Annotated in this window: 14 protein-coding genes and 3 pseudogenes; 10 read left to right on the top strand and 7 right to left on the bottom strand. The window is 45.7% G+C overall.

Annotation, left to right across the window (positions count from 1 at the left end; genetic code table 11):
• Positions 1-110 precede the first annotated feature (110 nt).
• The 6 genes and pseudogenes from ONZ52_RS15360 (at position 111) to ONZ52_RS15390 (ending at position 8,139) form a co-directional block, all read left to right on the top strand.
• Positions 111-647 (top strand): TRAP transporter small permease subunit, encoded by a 537-nt coding sequence (locus tag ONZ52_RS15360; protein ID WP_265219603.1) that lies wholly within the window; start codon positions 111-113, stop codon positions 645-647.
• Complete coding sequence (locus ONZ52_RS15365; protein WP_265219604.1) at positions 647-2,035, top strand: TRAP transporter large permease; 1,389 nt, start codon at positions 647-649, stop codon at positions 2,033-2,035. Before ONZ52_RS15360 ends, ONZ52_RS15365 begins: the two co-directional genes overlap by 1 nt.
• 16 nt (positions 2,036-2,051) lie before the next feature.
• Positions 2,052-3,014 carry an NADPH:quinone reductase gene (locus tag ONZ52_RS15370; RefSeq protein WP_265219605.1) on the top strand — a complete coding sequence of 321 codons (963 nt, stop codon included), beginning with the start codon at positions 2,052-2,054 and terminating at the stop codon, positions 3,012-3,014.
• Positions 3,015-3,308: 294 nt separating this feature from the next.
• Positions 3,309-4,006, top strand: a pseudogene (locus tag ONZ52_RS15375) (AraC family transcriptional regulator).
• Positions 4,007-4,319: 313 nt separating this feature from the next.
• Positions 4,320-7,441, top strand: a pseudogene (gene putA / locus ONZ52_RS15385) (bifunctional proline dehydrogenase/L-glutamate gamma-semialdehyde dehydrogenase PutA).
• A gap of 14 nt (positions 7,442-7,455) precedes the next feature.
• Positions 7,456-8,139: a 1-pyrroline-5-carboxylate dehydrogenase gene (locus tag ONZ52_RS15390; RefSeq protein ID WP_265219607.1), complete on the top strand. Its 684-nt coding sequence runs from the start codon at positions 7,456-7,458 to the stop codon at positions 8,137-8,139.
• An 87-nt stretch (positions 8,140-8,226) separates the two neighbouring features.
• Here ONZ52_RS15390 and ONZ52_RS15395 read toward each other — a convergent pair whose 3' ends face one another.
• From ONZ52_RS15395 to ONZ52_RS15420, 6 genes are read right to left on the bottom strand one after another with little or no spacing between them, the layout of a single operon-like run.
• Positions 8,227-8,901: an ABC transporter substrate-binding protein gene (locus ONZ52_RS15395; RefSeq protein WP_321160347.1), complete on the bottom strand. Its 675-nt coding sequence runs from the start codon at positions 8,899-8,901 to the stop codon at positions 8,227-8,229.
• On the bottom strand, positions 8,844-9,293 hold the full coding sequence (locus ONZ52_RS15400; RefSeq protein WP_265219608.1) for a hypothetical protein: 450 nt from the start codon (positions 9,291-9,293) through the stop codon (positions 8,844-8,846). Before ONZ52_RS15400 ends, ONZ52_RS15395 begins: the two co-directional genes overlap by 58 nt.
• Positions 9,278-9,955, bottom strand: a complete 678-nt coding sequence (locus tag ONZ52_RS15405) for a sensor histidine kinase (RefSeq protein ID WP_265219609.1) — start codon at positions 9,953-9,955, stop codon at positions 9,278-9,280. Before ONZ52_RS15405 ends, ONZ52_RS15400 begins: the two co-directional genes overlap by 16 nt.
• 37 nt (positions 9,956-9,992) lie before the next feature.
• Positions 9,993-10,232 (bottom strand): hypothetical protein, encoded by a 240-nt coding sequence (locus ONZ52_RS15410; protein WP_265219610.1) that lies wholly within the window; start codon positions 10,230-10,232, stop codon positions 9,993-9,995.
• Positions 10,233-10,237: 5 nt separating this feature from the next.
• On the bottom strand, positions 10,238-10,639 hold the full coding sequence (locus ONZ52_RS15415) for a sensor histidine kinase N-terminal domain-containing protein (RefSeq protein ID WP_265219611.1): 402 nt from the start codon (positions 10,637-10,639) through the stop codon (positions 10,238-10,240).
• Positions 10,640-10,663: 24 nt separating this feature from the next.
• Entirely contained in the window at positions 10,664-11,332 is a 669-nt protein-coding gene (locus ONZ52_RS15420) for a response regulator transcription factor (protein ID WP_265219612.1), read from the bottom strand.
• Between the two features lie 119 nt (positions 11,333-11,451).
• On the opposite strand from ONZ52_RS15420, the gene ONZ52_RS15425 reads away from it, so the two are divergent.
• From ONZ52_RS15425 to ONZ52_RS15440, 4 genes are all read left to right on the top strand, one after another.
• Entirely contained in the window at positions 11,452-12,429 is a 978-nt protein-coding gene (locus ONZ52_RS15425; RefSeq protein WP_265219613.1) for a Bug family tripartite tricarboxylate transporter substrate binding protein, read from the top strand.
• 32 nt (positions 12,430-12,461) lie between these two features.
• Positions 12,462-12,902, top strand: a complete 441-nt coding sequence (locus ONZ52_RS15430) for a tripartite tricarboxylate transporter TctB family protein (protein WP_265219614.1) — start codon at positions 12,462-12,464, stop codon at positions 12,900-12,902.
• Complete coding sequence (locus tag ONZ52_RS15435; protein ID WP_265220305.1) at positions 12,902-14,389, top strand: tripartite tricarboxylate transporter permease; 1,488 nt, start codon at positions 12,902-12,904, stop codon at positions 14,387-14,389. The genes ONZ52_RS15430 and ONZ52_RS15435 overlap by 1 nt, the downstream gene beginning before the upstream one ends.
• A 241-nt stretch (positions 14,390-14,630) precedes the next feature.
• Positions 14,631-15,158, top strand: a complete 528-nt coding sequence (locus tag ONZ52_RS15440; RefSeq protein ID WP_265219615.1) for a DinB family protein — start codon at positions 14,631-14,633, stop codon at positions 15,156-15,158.
• A 104-nt stretch (positions 15,159-15,262) separates the two neighbouring features.
• Here ONZ52_RS15440 and ONZ52_RS15445 read toward each other — a convergent pair.
• Positions 15,263-16,371 (bottom strand): annotated as a pseudogene (locus ONZ52_RS15445) (TRAP transporter substrate-binding protein).
• Positions 16,372-16,446 lie beyond the last annotated feature (75 nt).

The following is a 16,446-nucleotide window of genomic DNA, read 5'->3' on the forward strand; positions in this document are numbered from 1 at the left end:
CCGTCCGGATTTTTTAATGAAAGAAGTCAGCCTCTTTAAGCATCATTTTTAAGAGGCTGATCTCTACTTTAACCATCCGATCATAATGATTAAAAACTGTGGGTACTTTCATGTTCAACAAATTAATCTGTGCGGCTGAGGCGATTTCCCATTACACGGGAAAATTCGTTGCTTGGTTTACATTAGCTATGATGCTGCTAACTTGCTTCATCGTGCTTCTACGCTATGGTTTTGGTATTGGCTCTACGGCCTTGCAAGAATCGGTTCTTTATCTACACGCGATGGTGTTTATGTTAGGAGCGGCTTATACGCTCAAAGACGACGAACATGTACGGGTTGATGTTTTTTACCGTGGTTTTTCGGTAACCAAAAAAGCATGGGTCAATATTATTGGTGGTGTTTTCTTCCTTTTGCCCTTCACGCTTTACACCGCATATTTAAGCTTGGATTACGTCAGCGCCTCTTGGCGAGTAATGGAAACATCCGCAGAACCTGGCGGTTTGCCTTTCGTGTATCTGCTTAAAACACTGATTCCCATTATGATGGTGAGTCTGATTCTTCAAGGTACAGCAGATATTCTAAAAAATATTGGCGTAATAAACGCGGCCCGCACCCCAATGAACAGACACGCGAAAGGACAAAACTAATGGCTGAATTTATTCCATTGTGGCTTTTTGCCGGCGTATGCGTGTGCTTATTATTTGGCTACCCTGTGGCGTTTTCTTTAGGTGGCACGGCACTGATTTTTGCGGCCGTTGGCGCCATGTTCGGTACCTTTGATAGTGTTTTCCTAGAAGCCTTACCCAATCGCTTATTTGGTATTGTTGGTAACGAGACGCTCATCGCTGTGCCGCTTTTTGTATTGATGGGAGTATTGTTAGAAAAATCCAAATTGGCGGAGAAATTACTCGATTCCATGGCCATGCTGTTTGGAAGCTTACGTGGTGGCTTAGGGATTTCGGTTATTTTGGTCGGTATGCTATTAGCTGCCAGTACCGGGATTGTGGGTGCTACTGTGGTCACCATGGGGATGATTTCCTTACCTACCATGCTACGCCGTGGTTACGATCCTGCATTGGCAGCCGGTACGATTTGTGCCACAGGCACCTTAGGTCAAATCATTCCTCCCTCTATTGCTTTGGTGTTATTGGGCGATGTGATGTCAAATGCGTTCCAAAAAGCACAGTTGGATATGGGGGTGTTTTCACCAAAAACCATATCGGTTGGGGACCTTTTTGTCGGTGCGCTGATTCCAGGGTTAATTCTGGTTGGGCTGTACATTCTTTATGTGATTATGGTGGCTTGGTTACAGCCACATAAAGCCCCTGCCGTGCCTCGTGAAGAACTTCGTAATGGTTCCACTGAGCCATTAGTCGTTTTACTGTTTAAGGGACTACTACCACCCTTATTGTTGATTTTTGCGGTACTTGGGTCGATTCTTAGTGGTATCGCAACGCCTACCGAAGCGGCTGGTGTTGGCGCACTGGGTGCGGCCCTATTGGCTTGGGGCAGCGGGAAACTCAGCATAACGACCTTAAAAGATGCCGTCTATTCCACCACCAAAGTCACTAGCATGGTGTTCATGATATTAATCGGGGCGTCATTGTTCTCTTTAGTATTCCGTGGCTTTGGTGGTGAAGAGTTAATTCAGGATTTCTTCTCCCAGCTTCCTGGTGGTGTGGTTGGCGCGATGATCGTGGTGATGTTGCTGATGTTCTTCCTTGGCTTCATCCTAGATTTTATTGAAATCACCTTTGTCGTGGTGCCTATCGTAGCGCCGGTATTATTAGCGATGGGATTAGATCCAATTTGGCTAGGCATTATGATGGCGATCAACTTGCAAACGTCTTTCCTAACACCACCCTTTGGTTTTGCTCTGTTTTACTTACGTGGCGTGGCGCCACCTGAACTGAAAACTCAAGCTATTTATAAAGGCGTTATTCCCTTTATTTTGATCCAAATTTTCGTGTTAATTATGTTATCTATCTGGCCAGATCTAGCTACTTGGCTCCCTGAGCAAGTCTATGCAGACTAATGAGAGGCAAACGAAGATGAAAGCAATGCAAATAAACGACTACGGCCCTGCCAGCGCTTTATCGCTGGTTGAGGCTCAAAAGCCAAGCATCACAGCAGACCAAATTTTGGTACAAGTTGGCGCCGCTGGGGTGAACCCAGTAGACACTTACATTCGCTCTGGCACCAACAACTACACAGCCAAATTTCCGCACACCCCTGGTTCTGATGGCGCCGGTAGGATTGTTGAACTAGGCGCTAACGTGACAGGTTTTGAGATTGGTCAGCGTGTTTATTTCAGTCGTAATCTAAGCGGTTCTTCCGCTGAATTTGCCGCCTGTGCAGCAACACACACCTTCCCTTTAGCGGACGCCCTATCGTTTGAGGAAGGCGCTTGTGTGGGCATTCCTTACACCACGGCTCATCGTGCTTTATTTGGTCGCGCTAACGGTAAAGCGGGCGACAAGGTGTTGGTACATGGTGCAACCGGTGCCGTCGGCATTGCGACGGTGCAACTTGCCCTTGCAGCAGGCATGGAAGTCGTGGCGAGTTCTGGCACGGCAGCTGGCGCGGATTTATTACGCCAGCAAGGCGTGACTAACATCATTATGCACAATGAAGCGGGTCACCTTGCGCCCTATCAGTCATTAGAGACGGGGTTTGATATCGTTATCGAGATGCTTGCTAACCACAACCTAGATCAAGACTTAAAAGCCTTGGCCTTTGGCGGTTGCGTTGCTGTCGTGGGCAACCGTGGCACGGTGGAGATTAATCCTCGTGACTTGATGGCTCGTGATGCGTCCGTGGTGGGTGTGGCCTTAGCTAATACCAAACCTAATGAACTGTCCTTGATTGCAAAAGCCTTACGCCCTTTGTTTGAAAAAGGGATTTTAAAGCCCGTAATTCGTCATTGTTATGCCCTGCAGGAGCTCGGACAGGCCCACGAAGACGTTCTAAAATCGGGTGCATTGGGCAATCTTGTTGTTCGCATTACTGAGTAAAAAAACAAAACGCCGGTGAACGCGGTGCTGCCACTAAGGCAAAGCATCGCGTTGCACTTTACTAACCACATCGTTCATCAGTCAGTACTAAAAAGCCTCGTTAGAACAAGCATTAAGGCGATAAAAGAACGATAAAATCCGTTATCTTCAAAAAAATACGCTACTAAAGCCACTATAAGCTCGCTATACTTCTTCTCTTAATTTACTCAAAGGTGCATTTTGACTCAGTCTGATTCCGATGTTTTCAGCCTGCCAAACGAAGCGGATGCTCACGATCACGATTATCATCAATTAGTGGTCGTATTAGATGGCAATACCGATTTCGACATAGAAGGCAAAGGCAAGCAACTGCACACTGGCGAAGGCTGTATTCTTCCGTCAGAGAACAGTCATGCATTTGCGGGTCTGGGGGAAAATCGCATCATGGTCGTCAATCTGCCGATCCCACCGCAGAAAGGCATTACCGACGAAGAATACGAAATCGTCTCTCGTTTGTTCGACCAAGCGGCCTATTTTCAGCTCAATCCACGTTTGCAGATACTGGCCTCGGCGTTGTCTGGCGAATTACAGCAATACCCAAATGATCTGATTCTGGCACGCGCCTGTGGCAACACTTTACTCAGCGCCATTCGCCATCAGATCAACAATAAAGATGTCCGAAGCCGTGGCAACCATCTTGATATTGATAAACTCGACCAATTTATCGAGCTGAATTTATCTCGCCGGGTTCATATTGATCAGTTGGCAAACTTCTGCTTTTTGAGTGTCAGCCAGTTTCACGAGCGCTTTAAAGATCGCACAGGCATGACACCGCATCAATACCTAATGCGTAAACGTTTAGAACGTGCACAAAGCTTGCTCGCGGAAGGTGTACCCCCATTCAAGTGGCTGAAATGTGTGGTTTTTCTAGCCAAAGTGCCATGACCAATGTGTTTTCCCAAACCCTCGGCATCACCCCGCTCAAGTATCAAAAGCAGTTTGGCAACCGTTAATCCTCTGCTTTTCTAAAACACCCTAAAACGCCCTATTAATAGGCACTTTTATGCTTTCCTAGACGCGCCTGAACCAGAATGAGTCTACGCTGTATTTATTCTTGTTCAGTCGGACTTTCTTATAAAAAAAAACGATTTTTTCGAAAGACAATGACTCTCTTCTGTCACTAAAGTGTCAGCATTATCCAGACATGCATTTTTTTGACAGTACAGAGCAAAGAAATAGTCAAAAAAGCGCTTAATGCTCTATAACAATATGCGGCCTTAATAAAAAATCCGTCGATTTTTTATGTTAACGCGGGAGAATTCAACCATGTTTAAAGCGATTGAGGTGTTACAGCCTAACTTCATTCAGCGTCCACTCAATGAATTGTGGCAGCTCATTTCCCCTCTTTACAATATGGACGAAGAGAAGTGGTTAAACGAACTACTGCCTTTGGCAAAACCGTCTGAAGAAGAGCTGGCAATACAAACCGACGCCGCTGCCACGCTCATCGCGGAAGTCCGCAAAGACGACGACAGCATGTCAATGATTGACGCCTTGCTACTGGAATACAGTCTCGATACCAAAGAAGGCATTTTGCTGATGTGTTTGGCAGAAGCCTTGATGCGCGTGCCAGATAAAGAAACCGCAGACGCTTTTATTAAAGACCGTTTGAGCGTCGCTGACTGGGCATCTCATGCAAAAAACTCCGACTCTTTTTTCGTTAACGCGTCTACTTGGGGCTTATTATTGACGGGTAAAATCGTCACCATGAGCGAGAAAAAGACGGCACACCAGCCAATTTGGTGAACCGCATGGTGAACCGTGTCTCTGAGCCAGTGATTCGTAAAGCAATGAACCAAGCGATGAAAATCATGGGGCATCAATTCGTTCTAGGTCGCAGCATTGAAGAAGCTTTGTCTCGAGGTAAAAGCTACCGTGACAAGGGTTACACTTATTCTTTCGACATGCTGGGTGAAGCGGCATTAACCGCAGAAGATGCCGACAAATACTTACGCTCTTATGAGCAAGCGGTTGAATCTGTTGGTAAAGACACTTATAGCCAAAAGCATCGCCCGACTATTTCTATCAAACTTTCCGCTCTGCACCCACGTTATCAAGTCGGTTGTGAAGAACGTGTTATGACCGAACTTTTTGCCAGTGTAAAAGGCTTGATCACCAAAGCCCGTGCGCTCAACGTTGGCATCACAATCGATGCCGAAGAAGCCGATCGTCTTGAGCTATCGTTGCATTTGTTTGAGAAGCTTTTCCGTGACGAATGTACCAAAGGATGGGGCTTGTTCGGTCTTGTGGTTCAGGCCTACTCTAAACGCGCGCTACCGGTTTTGGTTTGGTTGGCGGCTCTCTCTAAAGAGCAAGGCGATCGTATTCCTGTGCGTCTTGTAAAAGGCGCTTACTGGGATTCTGAAATAAAGATGTGCCAACAACGCGGCATCAATGGTTATCCTGTTTACACTCGTAAAGAATCCACCGATGTTTCTTACTTGGCGTGTGCTCACTTCTTATTAAGCGAGCACACTCGTGCCAATATCTTCCCTCAATTTGCCAGCCACAATGCGCATACTATCGCGACAATCAGCTGCCTAGCCAAGCAATTAGGAGCGACGACAGAGGAATTCGAATTCCAACGTTTACACGGCATGGGCGATGCCCTTTATAACCGCTTAATCAAAGGCAGCGACATTTGTGTACGCATATACGCACCCGTTGGTAGCCATAAAGATTTGCTTCCCTACTTGGTTCGTCGCCTACTTGAGAACGGCGCCAACAGCTCATTCGTACACCGTTTGATCGATGCCAGTTATCCCATTGCCGAGCTAATCAACCACCCAGTGACCACGCTGGAAAGCCGAAAGTCTCTGGCGAACCCACATATCACGCTTCCATCGGCCTTGTTTAACGACCGTAAAAACTCCTTTGGTCCAAACATTGAAATCGAATCCGAATGGACGCCTTTCAAGGCGAAAATTGCCCCATTTATGGGACAAGATACCCAATGGCGTGCCTTCCCTATCGTGGGTGGCGAAAAAGTCACAACGGGCAATACGCATACAGTACAAAGCCCTTATGATCACAGCCAAACCGCGGGTGAAATTGACTGGGCAGACGCAGCGACTGTTACCAAGGCCATTGACCTGGCTGAAGCCGCTTTCCCTGCATGGTCTGCGCGTCCAGCGACAGAGCGTGCTGATTGCCTAGATAAAATGGCGGACTTGATGGAAGAAAACTACGCCGAATTGATGGCGCTTTGCCACCGTGAAGCGGGTAAAACCATCCAAGACAGCATCGACGAAGTACGTGAAGCGGTGGATTTCTGTCGCTATTATGCTCAACAAGCTCGTAGCCACTTCGCCAATCCAGCTCGCTACACAGATTTCTTAGGCCAAGAAAAACAAGCCAAGCTAAACGGCCGTGGCGTGTTCACTTGCATCAGCCCATGGAACTTCCCATTGGCCATCTTTACCGGTCAAGTGGTTGCGGCTCTTGTCGTGGGTAACACCGTAGTGGCAAAACCTGCAGAACAAACCAGCTTGATTGCTTCTCGTGCGGTAGAAATGCTACACCAAGCGGGCGTTCCAACGGACGTACTTCACCTATTACTGGGTGACGGTGCCACCGTTGGCGCCCCCTTAACAAGCGACAAGCGCATTGCTGGCCTTGCTTTCACCGGTTCCACCGGCACAGCACAATTAATCAACCGTACCCTAGCGGCGCGTGGCGTGGCACCTGTACCTATTATTGCAGAAACGGGCGGTCAAAACGCCATGTTGGTGGATTCAACATCATTGCCTGAGCAAGTGGTTCGTGACGCCGTCCGTTCAGCCTTTGCCTCCGCGGGTCAGCGTTGTTCTGCCTTGCGCGTCTTGTTTGTACAAGCAGACATCGCAGATCGCGTTATTCCGATGATCAAAGGCGCCATGGCAGAGCAAAGCGTTGGCTTACCTTACCTACATAGCACAGATGTGGGTCCGGTTATCGATAAAAAAGCACAAAAAATGCTGCTTGATCACATCGAATACATGAAAGCGAATGCTAAATTGATCGCCCAAACTGATTTGCCTGATTTTGCAGAAAAAGGCACTTTCGTTGCACCAACTGCGTTTGAGATCAACAGCATCGATCAGCTAACCGATGAAAAATTTGGTCCTATCATGCACGTTGTACGCTACAAAGCTCGCGACCTAGATAAGATCATCGATACGATCAACAACTCAGGTTTTGGTTTAACAATGGGTGTTCACAGCCGTAACGAAACCACGTGCGCGCGCATTGCTAGCCGTGCTCGCGTGGGTAACTTATACATTAACCGCGACCAAGTAGGTGCTGTGGTAGGCGTTCAACCTTTCGGTGGACAAGGCCTATCGGGCACAGGACCAAAAGCAGGTGGCCCACATTACCTTCAACGCTTCGCTATTGAGCAAGACCTTTAAGGGGAGACACTATTATGACAATCGTACAACCTATCCAAATTCAGGTCGCTCAGAAAATCTTCGAAGCATGGGACAAGCTTGGTGTGAAAGGCCGCGCTGACAAACTACAGCAGGCGCTTTATTCTTTTACCAATGAACAAAGAAAAATGGCCGCTTGGCAGATTGATAACGCCAAACAATCCATCGCTGAAACACGCCTCATGCCTGGTCCGACAGGTGAACGTAACGAGCTATCCAACCAAGGCCGTGGTGTGTTTCTTTGCATGTCTTTGATCGAAGGCGACAACGCCAGAGTCGGTTTAGTCGGCCAAGTGTTTGCGGCGCTTATTGCAGGCAACCCTGTGATTACCGTCGGCCCGACAGGTCAAGAAATCATGGACATGATTTCGCCCTTCGTAGCCGAAGGCGTCATTCAAAACATTGCCGAATCAGCTCAAGACTCTTTGATCGAAGCAGACCACTTAGCTGGCATTGCTGTACTGTGCGACCCAGCGCAAGCACAACAGCTTAGCCAACGCCTTGCGGCGAAGAGTGGCTTGATTTGCCAATTGATTGAAGAAACCGATGCGCAACATCTAAGCGTGATCGCCAAACCGCATTACATTCTGCGTTTTGTCACTGAACGCACCGTGTCTAACAACACCACCGCCATCGGCGGCAACGCGACACTGCTTGAATTGGGCAGCATGAACGACTAATTACCGCTCTAAATAAGATACACTTTAATGAAAACAGCCCTTTTTGATAACAAAAAGGGCTGTTTTTTTACCATCTAATACTTAGTATTATTGATTTTCGTTGATGGAAAGCAATGCGTTTTCCCACGCTTTGATAAAGCGCTGCCGTTTTGAATCATCAAGGTAGACCATCAACGCTGGCCCCAAAGGAATAGGATGAAAATTAATCGTTTGGTCCTGTATATTTTGTCTTGATACTAGGGCATCAATATCTGGATTCAAGGCCATCAATTCACTTTTCTGTGCAATCACTTCCTGTCCTTCTTTGGATATCAAGAAACTGACAAAGCGCTGTGCATTAGAAACATGCTTGGCTTGTTTGGAGATAAACACTGCGCGGCTCACCACTAAAGCATAATCTTGCGGAATCACCACACCAATGCGGTTATCCCGTTTTTCACGAGCAAAAGAATACGACCCTAAAAGATTGTAACCAAATATCAAAGTACCAGAGGCAATATCGTCTAGTAACATAGCAGTCTGGCCATAAACCTTAGTTCGAGCACGCCCTAAACTCTCTTGTAAACGCCCACTAATACTTGATGTTACTTCGTCTTGCGTCGCCACTAAATAACCAATACCGGAGCTGCGCGCATCATAGGAGCCAACTTTATGAACAAAAAAGTCATCGTCAATACGCATGGCGCTCGCCAATGACTCATGAGTCAGTGGAACAGTTTTCTCCTCAAAGGCTTGCTTGTTGTAAACAAAAACAATGAGCAACCGTAAGTAAAGCCAATCACTTCATTACGCCAATTGGCCCAACTAGGTAAGGCCTCAACCGCTTCGCCAAATACCGGTTGTGCGTAACCATCATTAACAAGTCGGACCTGAAGATCCATGGCGGAGCTAATGACCACATCAGGCTGTTCTGCTAACGGTTTGGCCCTAATGGCTCGATCTAATTCCTGAGTATTAAATTCTCTGTACTCAAGCTTTATATCAGGGTTTTGTGCACTAAAAGTATCCAGTAAGGGGGCAATAGCGTTTAAATCTGTCGCACTGTATATGGTTAACCTGTCCGCTTCCCATATCGTGGGTAACACAGTCGTCTCTGCAATCACCTTGCTCGCCATCACCAGAGAAATACATAATAAGCCTATTCGCTTCGACATACGGTCCCCTCTTTTGGCAAATGCACTCTTGCTCGAAGCCCTCCAAATGGACTGTCCTCCAAGAAAAAATCACCGCCATGGGCTTCCGTAACGCTAGCGACAATAGACAAACCAAGACCAGAACCACTTAATCCATTATCCAAGCGCTGAAAACGCTCTAATGCTTTTTCTCTCAACTCAAAAGGAATACCAGGGCCAGCATCGTCAATCATAATATCAATGCCAGAGATATCTGCTCGCAAGTGAATCTCAATCAGGTTCTGTTCGGGACCGTAATACACCGCGTTATCCAAAAGATTACGTACCGCTTCACGTAAGCTAATAGAATCCCCCATAAACAAAGGTAATGTCTGCTCACATTGATAAGAAAATTCGACCTGACGGTGAGCATTGTCACGCACACATTCCGTTAATAACTGTTTCATGATGCCCTCAATGTCCATCTGTTCATTCACTACAGTGTCACTACGATGTACTACCATGGCGTGAGTAAGCAGTTGATTGGTTAATCGTGTCAAACGTTCATGCTCTTTACGAATTTTACCTAAATGCTCAGGTAAATCCGCTAGGTTTTGACTTTGACTGGCAATGTCCAATTGAGCCTGCGTAGCACTTTGTGCGGTACGAATTTGGTGACTAGCATCGGCGATAAAACGCTTCATTACAGCTAAGTTAGATAATAGTTGCGCTTGGTAATCGTTAATTGCGCTTACCAGTGGAGAGACTTCTTGAATAGGCGTAGTTTGAATAGGCTCTGCCGATAAAAGCGAATGGGAAGCAAGGCTTTTGGAAATAGAGCCTCAGCGGCTCAAGAGCGCGATTAATCGCTACCCATAAGACAATCATCACAAATACCATAAGACCAAACAACACAGCAAAACTTCGGTACAAGATATCATTCATCATCTTATGACGCGCTCTAAGCGTTTGCGCCAACACGACCGTTACCCAACCAGAAACAGCTGGCTCAGAAAGCCTTTTTGGCGAATGACCACCCGCACCTCTTCAGATAGATAATGCGCATTATAAAAAGCAATAGCAGATTCTTCGTTGAATGCATCAGGCAAAGGCATATCAGCATAGCCAGTAATCAGCTCACCTTTGGTACCTAACGCCTGATAAAACACCTTATCTTCATCAGCAAGCTGCATCATCTCAAAAGCTGCATAAGGCAAATCTAAATCCACTTTTTTATCATAAACATGCAAACCTTCCATGATAGACAAGCTGGCACTATTGAGCAGTCTGTCATAGGAATAATTGGCCGACTGACGGGCATAATGCCAAACGCCAAGGCTCAAAATAAAAAAAATAGACAATAACAATAACGCTGAGCGTCCCAACATTCGAGTACGTATTGAGTAGCTTTTTCAGTCATCAACATGCGCTAAATACCCTAATCCACGAATGGTCTTAATGATCAAAGTAGAGCCGTCGAGCTGTTTTCTTAAGCGCGTCAAAGTTTGTTCTATGGCATTAGGCGTGTAGGCCTCATCGTAACTGTAAAGCCGATTAGCAATGTCATCTTTCGTCAGTACCCGATCCAGATTTTTTAGAAACAGTTCCAACAATTGCAATTCTCTTGGTCGCAAATCTAAGGTAACTTCGTTCACTTTGGCAGAGTGCGCGGCTAAGTCATAGACCAAATTACCGCACTGTATTTCGTTACTTGCTCCACCTCGCTCACGTCGATAAAGCGCACGGCAACGAGCTGCCAACTCACGAAAATCAAAGGGTTTTGCTAGATAATCATCTGCCCCAAAATCTAATGAACTGACCCTATCATCGACTTCAGTTCGAGCTGTTAATACCAACACGGGAAGACGGCTCCCCCTATTTCTGAGACTCTGCAGTAACTGAAATCCACTCTTGCCAGGCAAGTTGATGTCTAAAATCAACAAATCAAAATCATCAAACGACAAACTCGCTTCTGCTTTCTCAACTGAACCAATCCAATCAATCGGATGACCTAAATTCCTAAAATACACACGAATCGAGTCGGCCAAGCTCTCATTGTCTTCAATCAATAACATACGCATGACGGAACCCTATCTCTTCTTCTTGTCAGGTTAGTGTCAGTTTAAAGGAGTAACTTTGTCCACTCCTGTGCAACCTTGTACAGCAAAATAAAACAAAAAGAAATTTGGAGAATAAAAAGATGAAATCCAACATTGCCTCACTGTTATTGGTTGGCGGTCTTACCGCAGCACTAAATGTCAGCGCCTTTGAACCATCCAAACCCAGCTGTATTGCCCCTGCCAAACCAGGTGGTGGCTTCGATTTAACTTGTCGTATTTTGTCCACTGGTTTTGCTAATGCAGGGATCACCGATATCCCAATGGCCGTGACCTTTATGCCAGGTGGTGTCGGTGCGGTTGCTTACAACTACATCAACTCCACAACGCCAGATGATCCAAACAAATTAGTCGCTTTTAGCTCAGGTTCTCTACTAAACCTTGCTCAGGGCAAATTCGGCAAAAACTTAGATGAAAATGACGCTCGTTGGGTCGGTACAGCAGGAGTCGATTATGGTGCCATCATGGTTCGCGCGGATGCACCATGGAACACGCTTGGTGAGTTAGTTGACGATATCAAAAAAGACCCAAGCGCATTTGTGTTAGGAGCAGGTGGTGGCGTTGGTAGCCAAGACTGGATGAAAGCCGCAATATTAATGAAATCGACAGGTGTTGATCCGAAAAAAATGCGCTATGTTGCCTACGAAGGTGGCGGTGAGGCCTCAGCCGCTTTGCTTGGTGGACATATTAAAGTCTATCCAGGCGATGTTGGTGAAATCAAAGGTTTAGTTGAATCTGGCAAAGTAAAAATCCTAGCAATCATGTCCCCTGAACGCTTAAAAGGTGACTTCGCTAATTACCCAACCGCTATTGAACAAGGTTATGACGCCGAATGGACCATTCTTCGCGGTTACTATTTAGGCCCTAAAGTGTCAGACGAGGCTTATAACTACTGGACTGCTCAATTCCAAAAAGCCTATAAGAGCCCCGCTTTTGAGAAAGTCATTGTCGATCAAAATCTCGTGCCATTCAACATGTCTGGAGACGCTCTAGACAGCTACATTAAAGAACGCGTTGCCTTTATGCGCGGCTTAGCAAAAGAAGCTGGGTTAACGAACTAATCAGTTGATACGTATTAAATTGAGGCAACTACATGTTATATGACCGCATTTTTGCGGGTGCATTATTGGTGCTGTCTGGGCTTATTGCCTGGACAGCTTTCCATTTCGATGTCCCGTTTCAATATGAACCATTAGGACCAAAAGCCTTTCCTATTATCTTGTCTATTATATTAGCCGCATGCTGCATTTGGCTAATAGCCAAACCCGATAGTAATGCTTGGCATCCAAACAAAGAAGTTCTAACAAAAATCATCATAGGTCTGGTGATAATGATTTTGTATGCCGCCCTATTTGAAGAAGCGGGCTTCATTATTGCTACCACCATCGTGGGGGCCATTTTTAGCTGGTTATTTGGAGAAAAACCACTGAAAGCCTTCTTGTATGCTCTCGCCCTAAGCGTCATCAGCTATTTTTTATTAGCTTATTTAATGGAACTTAATGTCCCAACTGGCTTACTTCTCGGAGACTTATGATGGACATTTTACATTATTTATCAATAGGCTTTTCTGTCGCTCTTACGCCCCTTAACTTAGGTTTGGTGTTAGCAGGCTGTTTTATTGGTACATTAATTGGCTCATTGCCCGGTATTGGACCCATCAATGGCGTGGCTATTTTGTTACCATTGGCCTATTCCGTTGGTTTACCGCCAGAATCCGCTTTGATCTTATTAGCCGGTGTTTATTATGGCGCAGAATATGGTGGCCGAATTTCCAGTATTTTGCTAAACGTTCCAGGAGATGCGGGTGCCATAATGACAACCTTGGATGGCTATCCTATGGCCAAACGTGGAGAAGCCGGTAGAGCATTAGCTTTATCCGCTGTGTCCTCTTTCTTTGGTAGTATCGGCGCCTTATTGTTAATGGTGATATTTGCACCATTACTCAGCAAACTAGCCATTCAGTTTGGCCCTTCTGAATACGTTTGGCTGATGATTTTTGCCTTCACTTGCTTGGCAACCATGGTAGGCAAACGCCCTATTAAAACCGTCGTTGGCGTGGTCATAGGTCTACTTTTCGCGACCGTTGGCATTGATTCTGGTACGGGCATTTTGCGCTTTACCATGGACATTCCAAACTTATTCGACGGTGTCGATTTTCTGGTTGTTGTCATCGGTATGTTTGCTATCAGTGAAGTTTTGGTACTGCTAGAAAGTTGGGCGCGTAATGACTTGAAACTGACACCTGTCGGAAAAAGTTTTGTCAGTTTTGCCGATTTAATGGCAGTAAAGTGGGTTGTACTACGCTCTACGCTTTCAGGCTTTTTGATTGGCGTATTACCAGGAACTGGAGCCTCTATTGCCAGCGCGGTTGCCTATGGTACAGAAAAGCGTTTCGCAGAAGGTCACAACGATAAGTTTGGCGAAGGCGATATTCGAGGTCTTGCTGCACCGGAAGCAGCAAACAACGCTGCAGCGGCGGGTTCTATGTTACCTATGCTAACTTTGGGTATTCCAGGTAGTGGTACAACCGCGATTCTACTTGGTGCATTACTAATGTTTAATATAACACCAGGACCATTATTATTTGAGCAACAACCCAATATTGCATGGGGACTGATTGCTTCTATGTTCGTAGGTAATATCGCCTTGCTCGTATTGAACTTGCCACTCATTGGTGTCTTTGTTCGGCTACTGTCTATCAAACAATCATACCTCGTACCTATTATCGTGATGCTGACTTTTGTCGGAATCTATTCGATTCATGGTGATTCGTTTGACCTGTTCTTTATGATTGTCTTGGGTATTTTTGCCTTCATTTTACGCAAATTAGGCTTCTCTCTCGCACCGGTCATTTTGGGCTTAGTACTAGGAGAAGTGTTAGAAGAAAACTTGCGTCGCGCATTGTCTATCAGTGGTGGCGATTGGTCTATCTTACTCAATGGCACCATGACTTATATCTTAGCCGTTGCAACAGTGGCCGCCCTTATCGCACCAAAAATACTAAAAGTGCTAAAAAAATAAGTATCTATTAGTTTATGCATTGCTCTAAAAAACCGTCATAGTAAAAAATATGACGGTTTTTTTATGTTATGACGAACACTAAAAATACACCAAGCTGCCAACATAAATGCATTTTTGTCGATTATATATGGCCTTGTACTGGTTATAAAACACGCAATCTGTACCTGTCTTTTCGACGCTCAGCTGATATCTTTTGCTTACTAGCCATGATACCTATGTCAAGTTTGCCAAGGAGTATTCTATGTCTGCCGTACAGTATTTCCAGTTAAAAACACAATACAACCATTGGATGAATAAGCGACTTTACGATCTTTGCCAATCCCTTTCAGACGAAGAAAGGAAAAGGAATCAGGGAGCTTTTTTCAGCTCTATCCATGGCACACTGAATCATATTTTGTTGGCGGACTTACTCTGGCTTTCGAGACTGGGTCTACCCGTTGCATGTAGGGCGAATTCTTTGGCAGATATCCTCTATGACGATTACCATCAGCTTACTGCAGCACGTCATGAAGTTGATGCTTTGTTAACGAACTACATAGGCTCATTAACGGATACGGATATTGCACAGTCGATTCAATATAAACGCCTGCAATCTGATGATGTAAATGAACTCCCTCTTGGTCTTATTTTGACGCATCTTTTTAATCACCAGACTCATCATAGAGGGCAACTCACCACGCTAATGACGCAAATAGGCATAGAGGTCGGCGTCACCGATATGATATCCATGCCCCTAGCAGCAACGCTTTTGGCGCCAAAGCATGGTTAGGAAAAAAGCCCTAACGCGACGCAGATAATAAAAAGCCTCGCTATGGAGATAGCAAGGCTTTGCAGATACATCATTTATAGCCATGACAACAGAACGTTGTGACGTTATTCCAGTGCTCGAGCATTGATGTAAGCTCGCTCTGAAACATCATGCCATTCGCTCACCGAGCCTAAAAAGTTTTTGAAAGATTCATACACTTTTTGGCTTTGCGGGTCGTTCGCGGCAAGCGCTTCTAATGTCTCAGAAGATGCTTTTTTCAATGCAATCAGTAAATCTTCCGGGAAGGGTTTAAGAATCACATTATGTTCATTTACCAAGGTTTGTAATGCTGCATTATTGCGTGCAGTAAACTCGTTAAGCATCGCTAAGTTTGCTTGTTGAACGGCAGAACGCACAATGGCTCGCAAATCATTTGGCAAGGCATTAAACGCTTCTTGGTTAAAAATGGCTTCTACCGCCGAACCTGGCTCATGCCAACCTGGGTAGTAGTAGTATTTCGCAGCCTTGTACAAACCAAACGCTAAATCATTGTAAGGCCCAACCCATTCAGTCGCATCGATAGTGCCTGTTTGTAATGCCGTAAAGACTTCACTAGCGGGTAAGTTTATTGATGACGCCCCCACTTTTTCGAGTACTTCGCCACCTAATCCTGGCATACGAATCTTCAGGCCTTGGAAATCAGCCAGTGAGTTAATCTCTTTATTGAACCACCCCCCATCTGTACACCTGCATTGCCAGCGACCATAGGGATTAAATTAAAGGGAGCATAAATCTCTTCCCATAACGCTAATCCACCACCTTCACCAATCCAAGCGTTAAATTCTTGTGCGTTAAACCCAAAAGGTACGGTAGAGAAGAACTGTGCAGCGGGTATTTTGCCTTTCCAGTAGTACGCCGTACCATGGCCCATCTGTGCAGTCCCACGAGAAACCGCATCGAAGACCTCTAAAGCAGGCACCAACTCACCCGCAGCATAGACTTTAATGTCCAAGCGACCGTTAGACATTTCTTTGATATTCTGCGCTAAGACTTCGGCACCTGTGCCCATACCTGGAGCATTTTTCGGCCAAGTGGTGACCATTTTCCAATGTATGGTGTCGACCTTCTGTTCGACTTTGGCGACTTCTTTCTCTTCCGATCCGCCACAGGCTACCAATAAGGCTGTCGTCATCCCGACAAGAACCCATTTCCCCCACGTTGCTCTCTTGTTCATTCACTGTATCCTTTAATAAACGCGCTATTTCTAACAAATAAGCCCCATTATCTATGGATAACAGGGCTTATTAAG

Origin of the sequence: Marinomonas rhodophyticola, assembly GCF_026113935.1 — a bacterium.
In the GTDB taxonomy this organism is placed as follows: Bacteria; Pseudomonadota; Gammaproteobacteria; order Pseudomonadales; family Marinomonadaceae; genus Marinomonas; species Marinomonas rhodophyticola.

Excerpts from the sequence above, each read along its gene's own strand:
- ONZ52_RS15435 (WP_265220305.1), top strand. The coding sequence starts at position 12,902 with ATGGACATTTTACATTATTTATCAATAGGCTTTTCTGTCGCTCTTACG.
- ONZ52_RS15440 (WP_265219615.1), top strand. The coding sequence starts at position 14,631 with ATGTCTGCCGTACAGTATTTCCAGTTAAAAACACAATACAACCATTGG.
- ONZ52_RS15425 (WP_265219613.1), top strand. The coding sequence starts at position 11,452 with ATGAAATCCAACATTGCCTCACTGTTATTGGTTGGCGGTCTTACCGCA.
- ONZ52_RS15365 (WP_265219604.1), top strand. The coding sequence starts at position 647 with ATGGCTGAATTTATTCCATTGTGGCTTTTTGCCGGCGTATGCGTGTGC.
- ONZ52_RS15430 (WP_265219614.1), top strand. The coding sequence starts at position 12,462 with ATGTTATATGACCGCATTTTTGCGGGTGCATTATTGGTGCTGTCTGGG.
- ONZ52_RS15400 (WP_265219608.1), bottom strand. The coding sequence starts at position 9,293 with ATGTCGAAGCGAATAGGCTTATTATGTATTTCTCTGGTGATGGCGAGC.
- ONZ52_RS15370 (WP_265219605.1), top strand. The coding sequence starts at position 2,052 with ATGAAAGCAATGCAAATAAACGACTACGGCCCTGCCAGCGCTTTATCG.
- ONZ52_RS15360 (WP_265219603.1), top strand. The coding sequence starts at position 111 with ATGTTCAACAAATTAATCTGTGCGGCTGAGGCGATTTCCCATTACACG.
- ONZ52_RS15415 (WP_265219611.1), bottom strand. The coding sequence starts at position 10,639 with ATGTTGGGACGCTCAGCGTTATTGTTATTGTCTATTTTTTTTATTTTG.
- ONZ52_RS15405 (WP_265219609.1), bottom strand. The coding sequence starts at position 9,955 with ATGAAGCGTTTTATCGCCGATGCTAGTCACCAAATTCGTACCGCACAA.
- ONZ52_RS15390 (WP_265219607.1), top strand. The coding sequence starts at position 7,456 with ATGACAATCGTACAACCTATCCAAATTCAGGTCGCTCAGAAAATCTTC.
- ONZ52_RS15420 (WP_265219612.1), bottom strand. The coding sequence starts at position 11,332 with ATGCGTATGTTATTGATTGAAGACAATGAGAGCTTGGCCGACTCGATT.